Source organism: Halobacillus halophilus (assembly GCF_020171985.1).
GTDB lineage: Bacteria > Bacillota > Bacilli > Bacillales > Halobacillaceae > Halobacillus > Halobacillus halophilus_A.
This window is the reverse complement of sequence record NZ_JAIVAL010000005.1, coordinates 113995-130862: the sequence shown is the minus strand read 5'-3', so window position 1 is coordinate 130862 and position 16868 is coordinate 113995. Positions and strand designations below refer to the sequence as shown.

Here is a 16868-nt window from a genome sequence, read left to right as displayed (position 1 = left end):
TTTAGTTCCTCCTTAAAAAATGTATTATATTTTGAGTACCCTAACTTTATCATTTTAAGCCTTTTGGATGTCTTTTTTCAAGAATCCAACCACAATTGCTCCCAGAATTGAGCCAGCAGCAATAGCTACCAAATATAGCAGGATTTGGGTAATTCCGCCTTCAACTAGAGGAGCTACGATCACACCACCGTGTGGTGCGCGAAGGCCAATTCCAAATAACATGGTCAACATCCCGGCCAAAGCACTTCCTGCAACCATGGATGGAATGACGCGGGCAGGGTCTGCTGCTGCGAATGGAATAGCACCCTCTGTTATAAAGAAAGCACCAAGTGGGTAAGCCGCTTTTCCGGTTTCGCGCTCTTGTGGTGTGAATTTATTTTTGAAGAAAGTAGTGGCTAGTCCCATTGCTAGTGGCGGGACCATTCCGCCTGCCATAGCTGCAGCAATGAAGGTGTAATTATTGGCTTCAAGAGCAGCGATGCCGAACGTGTAAGCAGCTTTATTTACAGGACCGCCCATATCTACAGCCATCATACCTCCAACAATGATACCGAGAAGTGCTAAGTTCGCCCCGCTCATACTATCAAGAAGGTCAAACAGCCAAGTATAAACGCTTGTTAAAGCTGGGTTGATAAGCAACATGATCATGCCTGTTCCAAAAATAGCAAGTACTGGGTAAAAAAGTACGGTTTTCAGACCATCTAAAACAGCAGGTAACCCTTCAAGCCATTTTTTAATGAGCAAGGTCAAATAACCTGCTAGGAAACCGGCGATTAAGCCACCTAAGAAACCAGATCCATTTCCTGCACCTTCAGCGGACGTCTGCGTAATCGCAATTAAACCACCGACCATACCAGGAGCAAAACCTGGACGATCTGCAATACTGGAAGCAATGAAACCTGCTAACACTGGAACCAGAAGGAAGAATGCGTTTCCGCCCCCAATGGTGCTCAGCATTTGAGCAAATTCGTTTTCGGATTCAATTCCCCAGAAGAAGGAGATGGCTATTAATATACCGCCACCAACCACAAATGGAAGCATGTTGGAAACACCGTTCATCAAGTGTTTATAAATTCCAGAACGCTGTCCTTTCTCCTCTGAATCCTCGGATTGGTTCTTTCCGCCACCCTGATAAATTGGAGCGTCCTTGTTAACCGCTTTGTTTATCAATTCTTTCGGTTCGTGAATAGCTTTAGCTACTGGAACTTCAATTACGGGTTTTCCGTGGAAATTTTCCATTTCAACTTTTGTGTCAGCAGCTACAATGATTGCATCAGCTTCGGCAATATCTTCTTTGGTCAGACGGTTTTTAACCCCGCCGGAACCATTGGTCTGCACTTTAATATTTACGCCCATTTCCTTTGCCGTTGCTTTTAATTTGTCAGCTGCCATATAGGTGTGCGCAATTCCTGTCGGACATGCGGTAACCGCTAAGATTTTTCCAGCTGAAGTACTTTCTTCAGCTTCCTCGTCGCCATCTTCTTCAGCTTCTTTTGCGTTGATGGCTTCTATCACTTCGTCTTCCGTTTTCGCTTGCTCCAACTTAGATCGGAAATTAGTATCCATTAAAAATGAAGATAGACGTGATAATGTTTCCAAGTGAGCATTATTAGCCCCTTCAGAAGCAGCAATCATAAAAAATAAATTGGTCGGCTGGCCATCCAGCGATTCATAATCCAGCCCTTCTTGAGATCGTCCGAATGCGATAGCCGGGTCTTTCACAGCGCCAGTCTTTGCGTGAGGGATAGCAATTCCTTCTCCGATACCCGTAGTACTTTGATCTTCACGAGCCTGAATCGCTTGTTTAAACTCATCACGGTCATTTAATTTACCTGCTTTATCCAATTTTCCAATGAGTTCATCGATTGCTTCCGGTTTAGAAGAAGCAGTCATGTTTAACAGAATTGTTTCTTTAGTCAATAATTCTGTGATTTTCATTAGGTTTCCCTCCTATATTTAATGAAGAAATCTTAACTTCATCCAAAAGCTCCTCAACATCTTCGGCGGTGCATAAGTCATCCTGAAAGGCGGTAGCACTCCCGGAAGCAACACCTACACGGAAAGCCTCTTCTGTCGATTTCCCTTTTGCCATGGAGGCAATAAAGCCAGAAACTACAGAGTCTCCCGCGCCGACTGAATTTTTTAGCTGGCCTTTAGGTACATTGGAGTAAAGCTGCTGTTCAGGACCTATATACACAGCACCATCACCGCCCATGGAGACAATCACATGTTGAACACCTTGATCTGCAAGCTTTTTCCCATAATGCGCAGCTTTTTCCATAGAATCAATGCTTACATCAAATAGTTCACCCAACTCATGGTGGTTCGGTTTAAGCAAATAGATAGGGAGGCCGATGAGCTGCTTTAATGCCTTTCCAGAAGTATCGACGGCTAATTTAGTACCATTTTTGCTGCACACGTCTGCGATGGTTATATAAAAATCTTCTGGTAAAGAAGATGGTACGCTCCCAGCAAGTATCAGTGTGTCATCATTAGTAAAAGTGCGAACCTGCTTCATAAGTTCTTCCTGATGTTCAGAGGAAAGTATGGGGCCTGGACCATTAATCTCCGATTCTTGCTGGCTTTTTAACTTTACATTCACCCTTGTATTTTGATCGGTATCGATAAATTGATGATTAATTTCCTCCTTATTCAAGAAGTCTTTAACAAATTCACCTGTAAACCCGCCTGTAAAACCAAGGGCAATCGTTTTAACCCCCAGTCTTGCCATTACCCGTGAAACATTAATGCCTTTTCCGCCAGGATAGTAAAACGTCTGGCTTGCACGGTTAAGGCCTCCGGGCTTGAACTCGTCCACATTCATTACATAATCAATGGACGGATTCAGTGTGCACGTGTAAATCATGTGGTCACAACCTTTATATTAGTTTTTTCTTTGTAATCGTTTAAATATAGTCCTTCATAATTTGTCAGAATGTATGCCTCATCGAGATTGGCAAATTTTCCGAAGGATATTTCTTCAAACTTGGAATGGTCAGCTAAAATATACCGTTCCTGAGATAAAGATAAAGCGGTACTTTTAATGGCAGCTTCTTCTGGGTCTGGGGTAGAAAAACCTCCCCTTAAAGAAATACCATTGGTCCCCATAAAGCATTGGTCAAATCGGTATTGCTGCAGGTTCTGCATAGCCACTGTTCCAATGACAGCTCTTGTCCGATGCTTTACATACCCGCCAACTACGTAAGTTTTAATTTGATATTCTGTGAGTTTATCGAGTTGATCGAGCCCATTTGTGACTACGGTAATGTCCTTACCATATAAATAAGAAATCATTTCGTAGGTTGTGGAGCCTGCATCGAGAAAAATGCAATCACCGTCTCTGACGAGTGAAGCAGCATAGCTGGCAATGGCATTTTTTTCTTTATGGTACTTTGTGATTTTTTCCCCCATGCTTGGCTCGTCGCTCGCTGAAGCTCTTAAAGATGCTCCCCCATGAACCCTTCGGAGTAGACCTTCATGCTCTAATTGGTCTAAGTCACGTCGAATTGTGGATTCAGATGCTCCTGTTGATTGCACTAAATCTTTAATTTTAGCTGTATGATATTTTTTGACGGTTTCTAAAATAATTTGATGTCGTTCTGGAGTCAGCATGGGCACCTCTCCTTTCTTTATCTCAACTCCTATAATAAAGAAAACCCTTACATAAATCAAGCAAAAACATTCAAAAATTATCAAAAACAATCATTCCTTCTCCGATAACCCTTCAGCTTATCCTTCCACGCTTTAATTGATCTATCCCGTAAAGACATGGACGATCATCTTTAGGAAGAGACACATAGAAGTTTAAATTTTCTTGAAGCTAGAATGGTTTTATGCTACATTTAGTCTAGTGATTTGTACGTCTATAGGAGGTGTTGGCACAACATGGAAACACTCGCGATAACTTTATTGACTATTGATACAATAGCTTTAATTGTTCTAGTACTGTTACAATCAGGGAAAAGTGCCGGGCTGTCAGGAGCCATATCTGGTGGAGCGGAGCAATTGTTCGGTAAGCAAAAAGCTAGAGGGATTGATGCTGTATTGCATAAAGCTACAATCGTAACAGGGGTCTTATTTTTTGTCCTGGCTTTCTTGTCAGCCTATATTTTGGGTTAAAGAATGCGAAAGTAGAACCGCGCTGATTTCTTAGCGCGGTTTTTTTATTACAATCGATAAGTATTTACACAAAGGGTATAATTTGTCATATAAGCTCAAAAAAAGGAACCGGGGGTTAATTCTGGTAAGCTGAAAACAGTATTATTAGAATGAAAATTGGAAATAAGGAAATAGATGAAGTAAGGAGAGAATGACATGAAAATTAAACAGCCACAACCTTTTACGTTTGAAGAAGGAGAGCGCGCGGTATTATTATTACATGGTTTTACCGGACATTCCGCTGATGTCCGCATGCTCGGAAGATTTTTACAAAAGCACGGATACACAAGTCACGGTCCGATATACCGAGGTCATGGTAAGGAATTGGAAGCTTTAATTGATGCAAGACCAGAAGATTGGTGGACGGATGTAAAAGCTTCCTTAGACCATCTGCGAGACCTTGGTTACCAAAAAGTAGCCGTGGCTGGTCTGTCTCTTGGTGGAGTACTTGGGTTGAAGCTGGCTTATTCGGAACCGATAAAAGGTTTAGTTACCATGTGCTCGCCTATGTTTTTTGATAACGAAAAGCAGTTAACCCAGGGCTTTGAAGCGAAAGCTCGGCAGTACAAGCAGCTTGAGGGTAAAGACCAGGAAACGATTAATAAAGAAGTAGAAGAATTATTGAGCGATTCAGAAGAAATGTTTAAGCAATTAGGTGGATTTATTAACGAAGTTCATGATGAAGTGGATCAAATTTACACACCAACATTTGTAGTACAAGCAGAAAAAGATGAAATGATTAACCAAGATAGCGCAAACTATATTTATGAACAAGTAGAATCCAACCATAAAGACATTAAATGGTACAAAAACTCTGGTCATGTCATTACAATGGGTAAAGAAAAGGAACAGCTGCATGAGGATATCCTTGAATTTCTTGAATCATTGGACTGGTCATAATCACCAGAGTCTTGTCCTTTACTTTTAGAGGAGGTAAGACAATTGAGCACAAATTTAAAACAACAAATATTAGCATTTTTTAAAGAAACTGCATCTAAACCATTATCCGTACAAGAATTAGAAGATACCATGGAGTTAGAGGACGGCTATGAATTCAAAGATCTTATGAAAGCATTGAATGAATTGGAAGAAGAAGGGGAACTCGTAAGAACTAGAAAGAACAGATTCGGACTCCCTGAAAAAATGAACCTTATTCGTGGCCGTATCCAGATGCATGCAAAGGGGTTTGCTTTTCTCATCCCAGATGAAGAAGACAAGGATGATGTCTATCTTCATCATTCTGATCTTCATTCTGCCATGAACAATGACAAAGTAATGGTTCGAATTGAAAAAAGAGATGAACAAGGAAATCGTCCTGAGGGTACTGTAATACGAATATTAGAACGGGCAACGACCCGAGTAGTAGGTACGTATGAATCAAGCCGTAATTTCGGTTTTGTTATAGCCGATGATAAACGGATTCCTAATGACATATTTATTCCTAAAGGACAGACCAATGGTGCCGCCGATGGTCATAAAGTTATTGTGAATATAACGAAATTCCCGGAAGAGCGTATGAGTGCTGAAGGGGAAATCGTTGAAATACTTGGACATAAAAATGATCCAGGAATTGATATTATTTCCATTATCCACAAGCATGGAATTAAAGTAGATTTTCCAGATGAAGTTCTTAAGCAAGCGGGAGAAACGCCAGATCAGATAAGTGAAGAAGAAATTAAGAACAGACGCGATCTTCGGGACGAAACAATCGTAACGATTGATGGTGCGGACGCAAAAGATCTGGACGATGCCGTTACAGTTAAGAAGCTTGATAATGGAAACTTTAAACTCGGTGTTCACATTGCGGATGTCACGTATTATGTGGGTGAAGGTTCTTCGATTGATAAAGAAGCTCGGGAGCGTGCTACAAGTGTTTATTTAGTAGACCGTGTAATCCCTATGATCCCGCACCGTCTGTCTAACGGAATTTGTTCATTAAACCCGCAAGTTGATCGTCTGACCCTATCCTGTGAAATGGAAATTAATAAAAGTGGCGATGTAGTAGCACATGAAATCTTTCAAAGTGTCATTAAAACCAATGAACGAATGACTTACAGAGATGTGAATAAAATCCTTGAGGACGAAGATGAAGAGCTAATTAAGAAATATGAAAACCTGGTGCCGATGTTCCGTGATATGGCTGCCCTGGCCAAAACGCTTCGTGGTAAACGTATGGACCGTGGTGCTATTGACTTTGACTTTAAAGAAGCCGGAGTCATTGTAGACGAAGAAGGAAAAGCCGTTGATGTTAAACTTCGAGAACGTTCGGTGGCGGAGCGTTTAATAGAAGAATTCATGCTTGCCGCCAACGAAACCATTGCAGAGCACTTTCACTGGATGGATGTTCCATTCATTCATAGGATTCACCAGGATCCAGATGAAAGCAAGCTTCAGAACTTCTTTGAGTTTGTAGCTAATCTTGGGTATGCAGTAAAAGGAACAGCAGATAATGTTCATCCGCAGGCTCTTCAAAAAGTCTTAGAAGAAGTGAAAGGTACACAGGAGGATATGATTATTTCAAAACTAATGCTGCGTTCGATGCAGCAGGCTAAATATGATCCTCAAAGCCTCGGTCATTTTGGTTTAGCTACAGATTACTATACACATTTCACCTCGCCGATACGCCGTTATCCCGATTTAATTGTCCACCGTCTCATTCGCACGTATCTGGTGGAAGATAAACTGGATTATAAAACTCGGAAACACTGGAAGGATCAAATGCCTGAAATTGCCAGACATTCTTCCGAGATGGAACGAGCAGCCGTTGATGCTGAACGTGAAACGGATGATTTGAAAAAAGCCGAATTCATGCAGGATAAGGTTGGGGAAGAGTATGAAGGTGTAATCAGTTCTGTGACAAGCTTTGGCATGTTTGTTGAACTTCCAAATACAGTAGAAGGTCTTGTTCACGTTAGTACATTAACGGATGACTACTACCATTTCCATGAGAAACAATTTGCTATGATTGGGGAACGTACTGGCAATGTATTTCGAATCGGGGATGAAGTCACTATTCGAGTAACGAATGTAAATCTGGATGACCGTGTCGTTGATTTTGAAATTGATGGAATGAAACCTAGAAAAGAACGTAAACGTCCCGCTCAACCTAAGCAGATTAATTCTAAAGGGCCGGATAAGAAAAAAGAAAAGAAAAAGAATAAGCAAAAGGGCAATAAACCTTTTTATAGAAATAAAGGTGTGCCGAAAAAAGGCAGCAAAAAAAAGAAGTAACATAAAAAACGCGCGAGCTGCTTCGCGCGTTTTTTAGACGTAGGGGAATTTTATTTCCATTTACTGTATAACGCCCATGGTTCCTGAACATCGTAAGGAGACAAATCCGGAATTCTTTTAAAACCTTCCGCTGAGAAATCAATCCAGCAGCCGACGTTATTAGGATGCTGCTTCCAGTGGTGAAGTATCGTTTCAAAAAAACCGGATTGGTTATAGTGATCGTCCCAAAAATATTTCACATGGGAATAGTCAAATTTTTTCGTATCATTATTCACAATTACAAATCGTGAAGCATCGGGGCTCTGGTAAAAAGAGGACTGTTCAAGGTATTGGTCAGTAAACAAGGCGTAATCATAAGGAAGCGGATAGTAGCATTCATAAGGGAATATATCAGTTTCAGTCATTACGGTTGAATGAAGAAGATCCTTTTTATACTGAAGGCTGGTTACCTCTTCCCAAACAGGACCCGGCTTATGATGGGTTAATAGCTCTGGTGATTTCAGGGTCAAGAAATGAAGTATAGGACCCTCTTCAAGCGATATTTTCTGCAGGACTCTTCTGGCGGGAAGGTTATGGAGATGAGTGTTTGCTCCCACCCAGGCAACCTGAGGATCGCGTAAAAGCTGCTCTACTATAGGCTTCAGGAGTTCAGTGGCATTTCCCTTCATAAGCATCCGCCGGTCACTTCGTAAACGGCCCAACATGGCAAATTTTCCGTTTCCAAATAAGCTATAGCCGCCTACTGATAACAAATTTCCTTCTTTAAAAAGACCGAAAATCTCATGACTATCAGATTCAATTAGCTTTTCAAAAATCCGTATCACGTAATCATCTTCAATTCCAGTATCCATGGCTTCAAGTGCCGGTCGGTCTTTATGTGATAAAGGCTGGACGTTCATAACTTGTTCCATTCAGGAGACTCCTTTATTGATCATTTTCCAAAATTATATTCTCATTTTTATCATTAAAAGTCCATTCATTATGCTTCTATCTAGATTGGTGTTTGAATTGGAAACACCAGGGTTATTTGGTACAATAGATGCTGCGCACAAGAGGAGGAAAACGCTATGCCACGAGGAAATGGTAAGACAATTGCACAGAATAAGAAGGCACGCCATGATTTTTCAATCGAAGAAACTTTTGAAGCCGGGATTGTTTTGCAAGGAACGGAAATCAAATCTATACGTAATGGACGAGTGAATTTAAAAGACAGCTTTGCCCGTATTAACAATGGCGAAGTATTTTTGCATAATCTGCATATATCACCTTATGAGCAGGGAAATATCTACAATCACGATCCAACGCGTATGAGAAAGTTACTGCTGCATCGAAAACAGATTAATCAATTAATTGGTCAAACCCAGCAGAAAGGTTACTCACTTGTTCCTTTAAAAATGTATATAAAAAATGGAGTAGCGAAAGTATTGATTGGATTAGGTAGAGGTAAGAAAAAATATGACAAACGTGAGGATCTGAAGCGTAAGCAGCAAAAACGTGAAATTGATCGTGCGATTAAAGATAGTCTGAAATAGACACTTCCCTTGAAAAATGCTATAATTATGCTATAATAATAATTGTCGCTAAACGCGATGATCATTTTAGAGCTTGATGCTCTATCCTTTAATCCTAACGGGGACGTTACGGATTCGACGGGGATAGGTCGAGCTCGGGTTGCGAGTCGAGGTGACGTCTCGTTAAACGTCATTTGCCTAAATATAACTGGCGAATCTAACGATAACCTAGCTGTAGCTGCATAAGCAGCCTATAGCTGATCCTTCCTGGCATTGCCCGTGTGGCAGATGAAGGGTCTCAAACTGAAACGGGCTACGCGTTTTTCCTCCGCCTGAGGAAAAACGAAGAGACTAATCAGGCTAGCTCCTCGGAAGCCTGTTGATAGGCTGAAGAGGAAGCGAATGATAATATATCAACTACGCTTGTAGAAGCCCGAGTGCCGATATCTCCGGACGTGGGTTCGACTCCCACCGTCTCCACCAATACATAATTGGTGGTTTTTTTATTTTCTTTTTATTAAATTTAATGGAAGGCTAGAGTCTATTCAATAGACTCTAGCCTTTTTATAATATAATAATATATGTTCTTACTCCCATAGGGTCTATTGAATAAGTTTTATTGGAATACTATTTTTCAGGAAATAAAAGGTTTCTTTGTTATACGACAAATAGTATTAATAAAGTGAAAATTAAGAAAAATATTGACAACGCTTTCATATTCGAGTAACTTTATAACTAACAAGTTAACGCTGTGACGGAGACATGGAGACTCACACTGAACTAGTACATCCTTTGGGATACGTACGTCTTTCAGTGTGAGTCTTTTTTTTAGAACACCCGTTACCTTGTCATCTTGAATTGAAGAAGGAGAGTGGAGTAACATGTCGGAATTTCTGGCGGAACTAATTGGCACGATGATTCTGATTATCTTTGGTGGTGGTGTGGTCGGTGGTGTAGTGCTGAAAAATTCTAAGGCTGAAGGGGCAGGCTGGGTCGTTATAACGATTGGGTGGGGACTTGCTGTAGCGATGGGAGTTTACGCTGTCGGAAGTTTTACAGGAGCTCACATTAACCCGGCAGTAACTCTAGGGTTTGCTGCTGTAGGAGAATTCCCGTGGAGTAAAGTGCCGGTTTATATTACAGCACAAATGATCGGTGCTTTTATTGGGGCAGTTATTGTATTTTTAAACTACCTTCCTCACTGGAGAGGCACGGAAGATCAGGGAGCAAAGCTTGCTGTTTTCTCAACCGATCCTGCTGTGCGAAGTCCTTTTTCTAATTTAGTTAGTGAGATGATTGGTACTTTCGTTCTGTTGATGGGGCTTATGTTTATCGGGGCGAACGAATTTACAGAAGGACTAAATCCTTTAATCGTAGGGTTACTAATTGTTGCTATAGGAATGTCCCTGGGAGGTGCGACAGGATACGCCATTAATCCTGCTCGAGATCTTGGTCCGAGAATTGCTCATGCTCTTCTGCCTATCCCTAAAAAAGGCAGCTCGGATTGGGGTTATGCCTGGATTCCAGTAGTTGGTCCAATTTTAGGTGGGATTTATGGAGCAGTATTTTATCGTGCTATGTTTTTAGAAGAATTTACAAGTCTATTCTGGGTACTTAGCGTTTTTGTAGCTATCATTTTAGTAGGAGCTGCCTTCTCTGAATTGAAAAAAGAGCACACTGTAGCCGAGCAAGTAGAAGAAAAAATAAGCTAAAGTTGAAGGAGAGATTAGGATGACAAACAAGTATATCTTATCAATTGACCAGGGAACCACAAGTTCTCGAGCAATATTATTCAATGAAGCAGGAACAATTGTGGAAACAGCTCAAAAGGAATTTGAGCAGTTTTTTCCAAAGCCAGGCTGGGTGGAACATGATGCTAATGAAATATGGACTTCCGTTCTGGCATGTATGGCTGATGTATTAAGAAAATCCGACGTTGGACCCGATCAAATTGCCGGGATAGGTATAACCAACCAGCGTGAAACTGCAGTGGTATGGGATAAACACACGGGCAAACCGGTTTACAAAGCTATTGTATGGCAGTCTAGACAGACAGAGGATATTTGCAAAGAGTTACGAGCTCAGGGGCATAATGATCTCTTTAGGGATAAGACCGGCCTTTTATTAGACCCTTATTTCTCAGGCACTAAAGTAAAATGGATCCTGGATCACGTCGATGGAGCACGTGAAAGAGCTGAGAATGGGGACTTAATGTTCGGCACTATTGATACATGGCTTGTCTACAAATTATCGGGTGGACAAACGCATATAACAGATTACTCTAATGCTTCCCGTACACTCATGTTTAATATATATGACTTGAAGTGGGACGAAGAGCTTCTGGATATTTTAGGCGTTCCTAAGAGCATGCTTCCCGAAGTAAAACCTTCTTCTGAAGTATATGCTGAGACCGTTGATTATCATTTCTTTGGTCATAATGTGCCGATTGCAGGAATTGCAGGTGACCAGCAAGCCGCTCTCTTCGGACAAGCCTGCTTTGAAAAAGGAATGGCTAAGAATACGTACGGGACAGGATGCTTCATGCTGATGAACACAGGCGAAGAAGGAGTGAAATCAGAGCATGGACTTTTGACGACTCTGGCCTGGGGGATCGATGGCAAAGTTGAATATGCACTTGAAGGGAGTATATTTGTAGCTGGGTCAGCCATACAGTGGCTCCGAGATGGGTTGAAATTGATTGAAAGTGCTCCTCAAACAGAAGATCTGGCAGTATCTGTCGATTCTACTGACGGGGTTTATCTTGTACCTGCCTTTGTAGGACTTGGTACACCATACTGGGATAGTGATGCACGTGGAGCTGTATTCGGATTAACACGTGGAACTTCAAAGGCTCACTTTGTCCGTGCGACTTTAGAGTCACTTGCTTATCAGACGAAGGATGTACTTGATGCAATGATCGCGGATTCGGGAATTAACTTAAAAACATTGCGAGTTGACGGTGGTGCTGTGAAAAATGATTTCTTAATGCAGTTTCAGAGCGATATTCTCGGAGTTCCTGTGGAACGCCCTGAGGTTCAGGAAACAACAGCTCTTGGAGCAGCTTATCTTGCAGGACTAGCCGTGGGGTATTGGGAAAATAAAGAAGGTATCCAGAAACAATGGAAAAACGAACGTACATTTACTGGAAACATGGAACAAGATAAACAAGACGATCTTTATAACGGGTGGAAGAAAGCAGTCGCTGCAACAAGAGAGTACAAATAGTTATCAGAACAGGTCTTTCTAAGAAGAAGGACCTGTTTACGATGCGATTGTATACGATAGTTCAATCCAGGGAGGACGAGCATGATGAAAAAATTAATCAATGATTCAAATCAGGTCGTAACAGAAATGCTGGATGGAATTGCAGCTGCCTATCCGAATGATGTAAGACGAGTGCAGGATACGACAGTTTTAGTTAGGAAAGATGCTCCTGTAAAAAATAAAGTAGGTATTGTAAGCGGTGGTGGAAGCGGGCACGAACCGGCTCATGCGGGTTACATTGGTCAGGGGATGCTGGATGCAGCTGTAGCGGGAGAGGTGTTTACCTCACCGACACCAGATCAGGTATTAGAAGGGATAAAAGCAGTCGACGGCGGTGCCGGAGTTTTTCTTGTCATTAAGAACTACACCGGTGATGTTATGAATTTTGAGATGGCGGCAGAGCTTGCGGAAGCAGAAGGCATCAAAGTGGAGAAAGTTGTTGTTAATGATGACGTGGCAGTAGAGGACAGCTCATTTACCTCTGGACGCCGCGGAATTGCCGGAACTGTTTTTGTTCATAAAATAGTAGGGGCTAAAGCTGAGACAGGGGCTTCTTTAGAAGAAATAAAAGCCACGGCCGACAAGACAGTAGCTAACGTGCGTTCAATGGGGGTGGCTCTTAAGCCGCCTGTAATGCCGGCATCAGGAAAGCCTAACTTTGAGCTTGACGAAGAGGAATTAGAAATCGGAGTAGGTATTCATGGGGAGCCTGGTACACAACGAAAAGCGGTGAGTTCAGCTAATGACATTGCTGTAGAATTGACGGACTTAGTACTTACGGATTTAGGTCTAACCGGATCTGAGGATGTAGCGGTTATGATTAATGGATTGGGAGCCACTCCTGAGATGGAACTTTATATTGTTAATCGAAAAGTACAAGAGCATCTGCAGGAAAAAGGAATAAACGTCTATAAAACATACGTGGGTAATTACATGACTTCGCTTGAGATGGCGGGCTGTTCAGTCACTTTATTGAAAGTAGACGAGGAATTAAAAGAACTGCTAAATGAACCGTCCAAGGCACCAGATTTTAAAGTGTAAAAGGGAGGTAATCACATGAAGTTGGAAGTCAGCCATGCGCTAGAGTGGATTCATAACATTAACGATAAGGTTCAAAGCAATAAAGATGAACTAACTTCGCTGGATCAGGCCATCGGCGATGGAGATCATGGGATTAATATGGCCCGTGGCTTTCAGGAAGCAGTAAATAAAATATCTGGAGAAGATTACTCAGATGTGTCCGGAGTCTGGAAAGACGTGGCCACCACATTGATGTCTAAAGTAGGCGGAGCTTCCGGACCTTTATATGGTACCGTATTTTTAAAAATGTCGACTGCGGTAAAAGGTGCAGAAAACGTTGATTTTCAAACATTCTCTTCAGCGTTGAAGGAGGCCGTCGCTGGAATTAAACAACGTGGAAAAGCAGAAGCCGGAGAAAAAACAATGCTCGATGTTTGGGAACCGTTGGCAGATCAAATGAGCGAAGTCCAGGAATTTGATCGTCAGCTTATCCTTGATACCGCACAAGCTTCCATGGAAAAAACTAAAGATCTTGTGGCAACCAAAGGACGTGCCGCTTATTTAAAAGAACGGTCAAAGGGCCATATAGATCCAGGAGCCATGTCCTCCTACTATGTATTTGAAGCTCTGGCAGACTGTATAAAAGGAGACGAGTAAAGCCATGTCACATGTTGGAATTGTACTAGTTTCACATAGTGAAAAAGCTGCTGCGGGAATCTGTGAAATTTTACAGCAAGTAGTTGGGGAGATCCCTGTGGAAGCAGCCGGGGGACTTGAAGGTGGAGAGATTGGTACTAACTTTGAGCGGATACAAATGGCTATTCAAAATATACACAATGAAAAAGGAACAATTGTCTTTTATGATATTGGAAGTGCTCAAATGAATGCAGAGATGGCGATTGAGACGCTTGGTTTTGAAAACGTTCATCTTACTTCTGCCCCGATTTTGGAAGGAGCTTATCTGGCTGCTGTGGAATCCAGTGTAGGAAAAAATGTGGAAGAGATCTTTGCTTCATTAAATAAAGAGTTTAAATAGAGACAGGCAAGCCAGGCATGGAATACTTTCCTGCCTGGCTTGAAGGTTTAATTTGAGAAATAACGCGTGCTTGTCCATTTAGCTTCTCTTCAGTGGCAAAGTCATGCAGCGGATTCCTCCGCCCCCTTTTTCTAATTCGGAGATCTCTATTTCAATTAGATTTTTTCTACGCAAGTGGGGAGATTGCTGAATTATCTTTTTGTTGAGTTGTTTGCTTACAAGTATAGTCTCCGGGTTAAGGGTAAGAAAATTAATGTCCGGCACCGTATTTTTAACTTTATCAGTCCAAACTAATGTAAATCCATGACGTTCAATGAATTCATGAAACATACAGTAACGGCTTTGGCCGTCCAGAATCTCAATGGGAAAATAGCGTAAATAATTCTTAGTGAGGAGCAGTCTTTCACCTGCTACATTACAATTCATATCTAAATGGAGTGTATCGGACCTGCGTGGCAAGTCAATGACGCCAACTTCTGAAAAACCTGCTTTTCTGATGTGAAGTTGTATATCATCCAAAGATTCCATACTTGTTCGAAGTCCTGCATTAATTAAAACAGCATCCTCGTTTAATACAATGACATCCCCATATTCTAAAGAATTCCACTTGTTATTTGCTTGTATGGGAAATGTACGTTCATCCCACCACTCTTGAAATACACTATGGCTATGGACATATTCAGGTTTTCTCATAGATGTACCGGCTTTGCCGGGAAGGAGTGTACGGCCAAATGCACAAGCTAAATCCCGGACAAAGATTCGACTGACTAGCTGTTGATTAAAGTTTCGGTCATCTTGTGATAAGTATTCTGAATAATCGATAACCTGGACGCCTTCTTGTTTCATCGATTGAACTAGTGTTTCGAATTGATGAACGATTTTAGCCGGATCAAATGGTTTAAGCCATTGAACGTTCTCAGCCGTTTGTTGATCAGGGATCTCTAAAGCCGGCGGTGAACAGACTACTACCGTCTTTAATTCATCGTATTCATTCCAACATTGTATAGGTAGATTCATGATCGCTTACTCCTTTATATATCTCTTTATACTATTTCCCTCCTGTTTCATTATCATTCCCTTGTGATGGAGATTGGTTCTTCCCGCTGAAAGGACATTTTGAAAGAGAAGAATGATCGTCTCTTAAAAAATATTGCTTCCATTCAAGATTTCCTTCCTCACCGTACCATTTTAAATCGGGATGGATGGGGTAGTGATCATAATTTTTCAGGCGTGTGCGAATAATCTTTTTTAGCTTTCGGCCTTGAGGGGTCTCACTATTGATCTCATCAAATACAAAGCGGGGCTGAAAGGCTAGAAGTAAATAAGGAAAAAAACGACTTTTTCTATTTTGATGGGCTGGTGTAGCACAAAACACAAAGTAAGGTTCTCCGTGAAAGCAGAATTCCCAAGCACTTTGAGAAGGGTCTAATGGGATATCTTCAGGCCAAGACTTCTCGTCATAAGTATGAAGATTATTTAAAATCTTCCAAAAGAGAGCTTGATAGTGCTCTATATCCCTTTCCTGTGTTTCTGTATTGAAGAATAGAATAAGGGACGCGTATTTTCCAGTATCTCTGGAGATTTCACTGTATTGTTTTAAATACTCAGCAGCTTGTTTGCAAGCATTTGGGGAGTCAGGACTATCTGCAAAACCAAAACGCAGCGAGTCAGAGTTAAATCCCTTTTTACCTGGGACACAAGGATAAAGGTGTTCCTTTTCATTCATCATGTTGGAAAAATCTCTAAAAGAGCTTTGTTTCCACGAGGCTAAATGGGTGCCATGTTCCTCGAGCCAGGTTTTCGTTAATAATTTCACTTGCAGACCCTCCTTAACAGTAGGATACAAGTAGCATATTTAACGAGGGGAGGAAGTGTGTTTGTCTAGAGGAGATGAAAAAAGCTGGAGTAAGAAATGGGGCTCCAGCTTTTTTGATAATATTAATGAGTTTGTATTGGAGCAGGCTGATAACTTTGAAGCATTTGGTTCATATCCTGCTGGTTTAATTGAGGCACCTGGTAGTATCCATTTTTATTTTGATAAAGGAATATTTCATAGCTCATCTCAATGAAGTTAGGGACACTGTCAGAAATGACACGTCGAAGGACAGGGTTTGTCATTTCGAGTGCAGTCATCGTTAGTAGTGAAGCCAGCGATTTAGTTTGACCCAGCATGTAAGCAGATAACCCCTGATCAGAAAGCTCATTAACGGACTGGTTTGGCTTTTTAGGCTGCCCGGGTTTCAGACCATACACAGCATTGTTGTTCTGTTGCATCCTATATTGCTGGGTAGGCATTTTGGGATCCTGACCAGTTTGAAAGCTTTGGACAACAGTATTGTACATCTGGGTAACGAAAGTGGATTGACGGTGTAAAATGTCTTTTAGTTCCTGATCTTGAATGTGTTGATCATACATCTGATATTGATCCAGCATACTGATTACCCCGGCTATTACCTCGTGAGCGTCGAACAACTCATGGCCGCCATGGTTCTGATTAGGGGCCATATTAGGCTGCATTGCCTCATTTGATTGCGTTTGATTTTGAGATTGCATGACTTTTCCTCCAGTTATTAATAAAGTAGGTTTCACCTTTAAGGATGCCCCTCGATAGAAAAACCATGTACATGAAAGGCATATAGCTGAACGTA

The 16868-nt window shown here is 41.5% G+C and carries 16 protein-coding genes and 1 other RNA gene; 10 read left to right on the top strand and 7 right to left on the bottom strand.

Annotated features, from left to right (window positions below):
* Nucleotides 1-54 precede the first annotated feature (54 nt).
* From LCM11_RS10560 to LCM11_RS10550, 3 genes are read right to left on the bottom strand one after another with little or no spacing between them, the layout of a single operon-like run.
* Nucleotides 55-1938: a PTS fructose transporter subunit IIABC gene (locus LCM11_RS10560; protein ID WP_224894203.1), complete on the bottom strand. Its 1884-nt coding sequence runs from the start codon at nucleotides 1936-1938 to the stop codon at nucleotides 55-57.
* Nucleotides 1913-2866: a 1-phosphofructokinase gene (pfkB, locus tag LCM11_RS10555; protein ID WP_224894202.1), complete on the bottom strand. Its 954-nt coding sequence runs from the start codon at nucleotides 2864-2866 to the stop codon at nucleotides 1913-1915. Before pfkB ends, LCM11_RS10560 begins: the two co-directional genes overlap by 26 nt.
* Nucleotides 2863-3612 carry a DeoR/GlpR family DNA-binding transcription regulator gene (locus LCM11_RS10550; protein ID WP_224894201.1) on the bottom strand — a complete coding sequence of 250 codons (750 nt, stop codon included), beginning with the start codon at nucleotides 3610-3612 and terminating at the stop codon, nucleotides 2863-2865. The genes pfkB and LCM11_RS10550 overlap by 4 nt, the downstream gene beginning before the upstream one ends.
* A 273-nt stretch (nucleotides 3613-3885) precedes the next feature.
* Here LCM11_RS10550 and secG point away from each other — a divergent pair, with 273 nt between their 5' ends.
* From secG to rnr, 3 genes are all read left to right on the top strand, one after another.
* Nucleotides 3886-4119 carry a preprotein translocase subunit SecG gene (secG, locus tag LCM11_RS10545; protein ID WP_014644223.1) on the top strand — a complete coding sequence of 78 codons (234 nt, stop codon included), beginning with the start codon at nucleotides 3886-3888 and terminating at the stop codon, nucleotides 4117-4119.
* 195 nt (nucleotides 4120-4314) lie between these two features.
* On the top strand, nucleotides 4315-5058 hold the full coding sequence (locus tag LCM11_RS10540) for an alpha/beta hydrolase (protein ID WP_224894200.1): 744 nt from the start codon (nucleotides 4315-4317) through the stop codon (nucleotides 5056-5058).
* Nucleotides 5059-5100: 42 nt separating this feature from the next.
* Nucleotides 5101-7389, top strand: coding sequence for a ribonuclease R (gene rnr / locus LCM11_RS10535; RefSeq protein ID WP_224894199.1), 2289 nt, complete (start codon nucleotides 5101-5103; stop codon nucleotides 7387-7389).
* A gap of 50 nt (nucleotides 7390-7439) precedes the next feature.
* On the opposite strand, the gene LCM11_RS10530 is transcribed toward rnr, so the two are convergent.
* Complete coding sequence (locus LCM11_RS10530) at nucleotides 7440-8300, bottom strand: GNAT family N-acetyltransferase (RefSeq protein WP_224894198.1); 861 nt, start codon at nucleotides 8298-8300, stop codon at nucleotides 7440-7442.
* 156 nt (nucleotides 8301-8456) lie between these two features.
* On the opposite strand from LCM11_RS10530, the gene smpB reads away from it, so the two are divergent.
* The 7 genes from smpB to dhaM all read left to right on the top strand — a co-directional run bounded on the left by smpB (nucleotide 8457) and on the right by dhaM (nucleotide 14220).
* On the top strand, nucleotides 8457-8921 hold the full coding sequence (gene smpB, locus LCM11_RS10525; RefSeq protein ID WP_224894197.1) for an SsrA-binding protein SmpB: 465 nt from the start codon (nucleotides 8457-8459) through the stop codon (nucleotides 8919-8921).
* A gap of 99 nt (nucleotides 8922-9020) precedes the next feature.
* Nucleotides 9021-9383, top strand: a transfer-messenger RNA (tmRNA) gene (gene ssrA / locus LCM11_RS10520).
* Nucleotides 9384-9781: 398 nt separating this feature from the next.
* A complete protein-coding gene (locus tag LCM11_RS10515) occupies nucleotides 9782-10612 on the top strand; it encodes an MIP/aquaporin family protein (protein WP_224894196.1) in 831 nt (276 codons plus the stop codon).
* A gap of 19 nt (nucleotides 10613-10631) precedes the next feature.
* Nucleotides 10632-12125: a glycerol kinase GlpK gene (glpK, locus tag LCM11_RS10510; RefSeq protein WP_224894195.1), complete on the top strand. Its 1494-nt coding sequence runs from the start codon at nucleotides 10632-10634 to the stop codon at nucleotides 12123-12125.
* Between the two features lie 84 nt (nucleotides 12126-12209).
* Complete coding sequence (dhaK, locus tag LCM11_RS10505; RefSeq protein WP_224894323.1) at nucleotides 12210-13205, top strand: dihydroxyacetone kinase subunit DhaK; 996 nt, start codon at nucleotides 12210-12212, stop codon at nucleotides 13203-13205.
* 15 nt (nucleotides 13206-13220) lie between these two features.
* A complete protein-coding gene (gene dhaL / locus LCM11_RS10500) occupies nucleotides 13221-13841 on the top strand; it encodes a dihydroxyacetone kinase subunit DhaL (protein WP_224894194.1) in 621 nt (206 codons plus the stop codon).
* Between the two features lie 4 nt (nucleotides 13842-13845).
* The gene (dhaM, locus tag LCM11_RS10495; protein WP_224894193.1) at nucleotides 13846-14220 is read left to right on the top strand and encodes a dihydroxyacetone kinase phosphoryl donor subunit DhaM; all 375 of its coding nucleotides are present in this window, start codon (nucleotides 13846-13848) and stop codon (nucleotides 14218-14220) included.
* A 78-nt stretch (nucleotides 14221-14298) separates the two neighbouring features.
* On the opposite strand, the gene LCM11_RS10490 is transcribed toward dhaM, so the two are convergent.
* The 3 genes from LCM11_RS10490 to LCM11_RS10480 form a co-directional block, all read right to left on the bottom strand.
* Entirely contained in the window at nucleotides 14299-15237 is a 939-nt protein-coding gene (locus LCM11_RS10490; RefSeq protein ID WP_224894192.1) for an arginine deiminase family protein, read from the bottom strand.
* Nucleotides 15238-15268: 31 nt separating this feature from the next.
* A complete protein-coding gene (locus tag LCM11_RS10485) occupies nucleotides 15269-16036 on the bottom strand; it encodes a YqcI/YcgG family protein (protein WP_224894191.1) in 768 nt (255 codons plus the stop codon).
* Nucleotides 16037-16158: 122 nt separating this feature from the next.
* Complete coding sequence (locus tag LCM11_RS10480) at nucleotides 16159-16773, bottom strand: spore coat protein (RefSeq protein WP_224894190.1); 615 nt, start codon at nucleotides 16771-16773, stop codon at nucleotides 16159-16161.
* Between the last annotated feature and the right edge of the window lie 95 nt (nucleotides 16774-16868).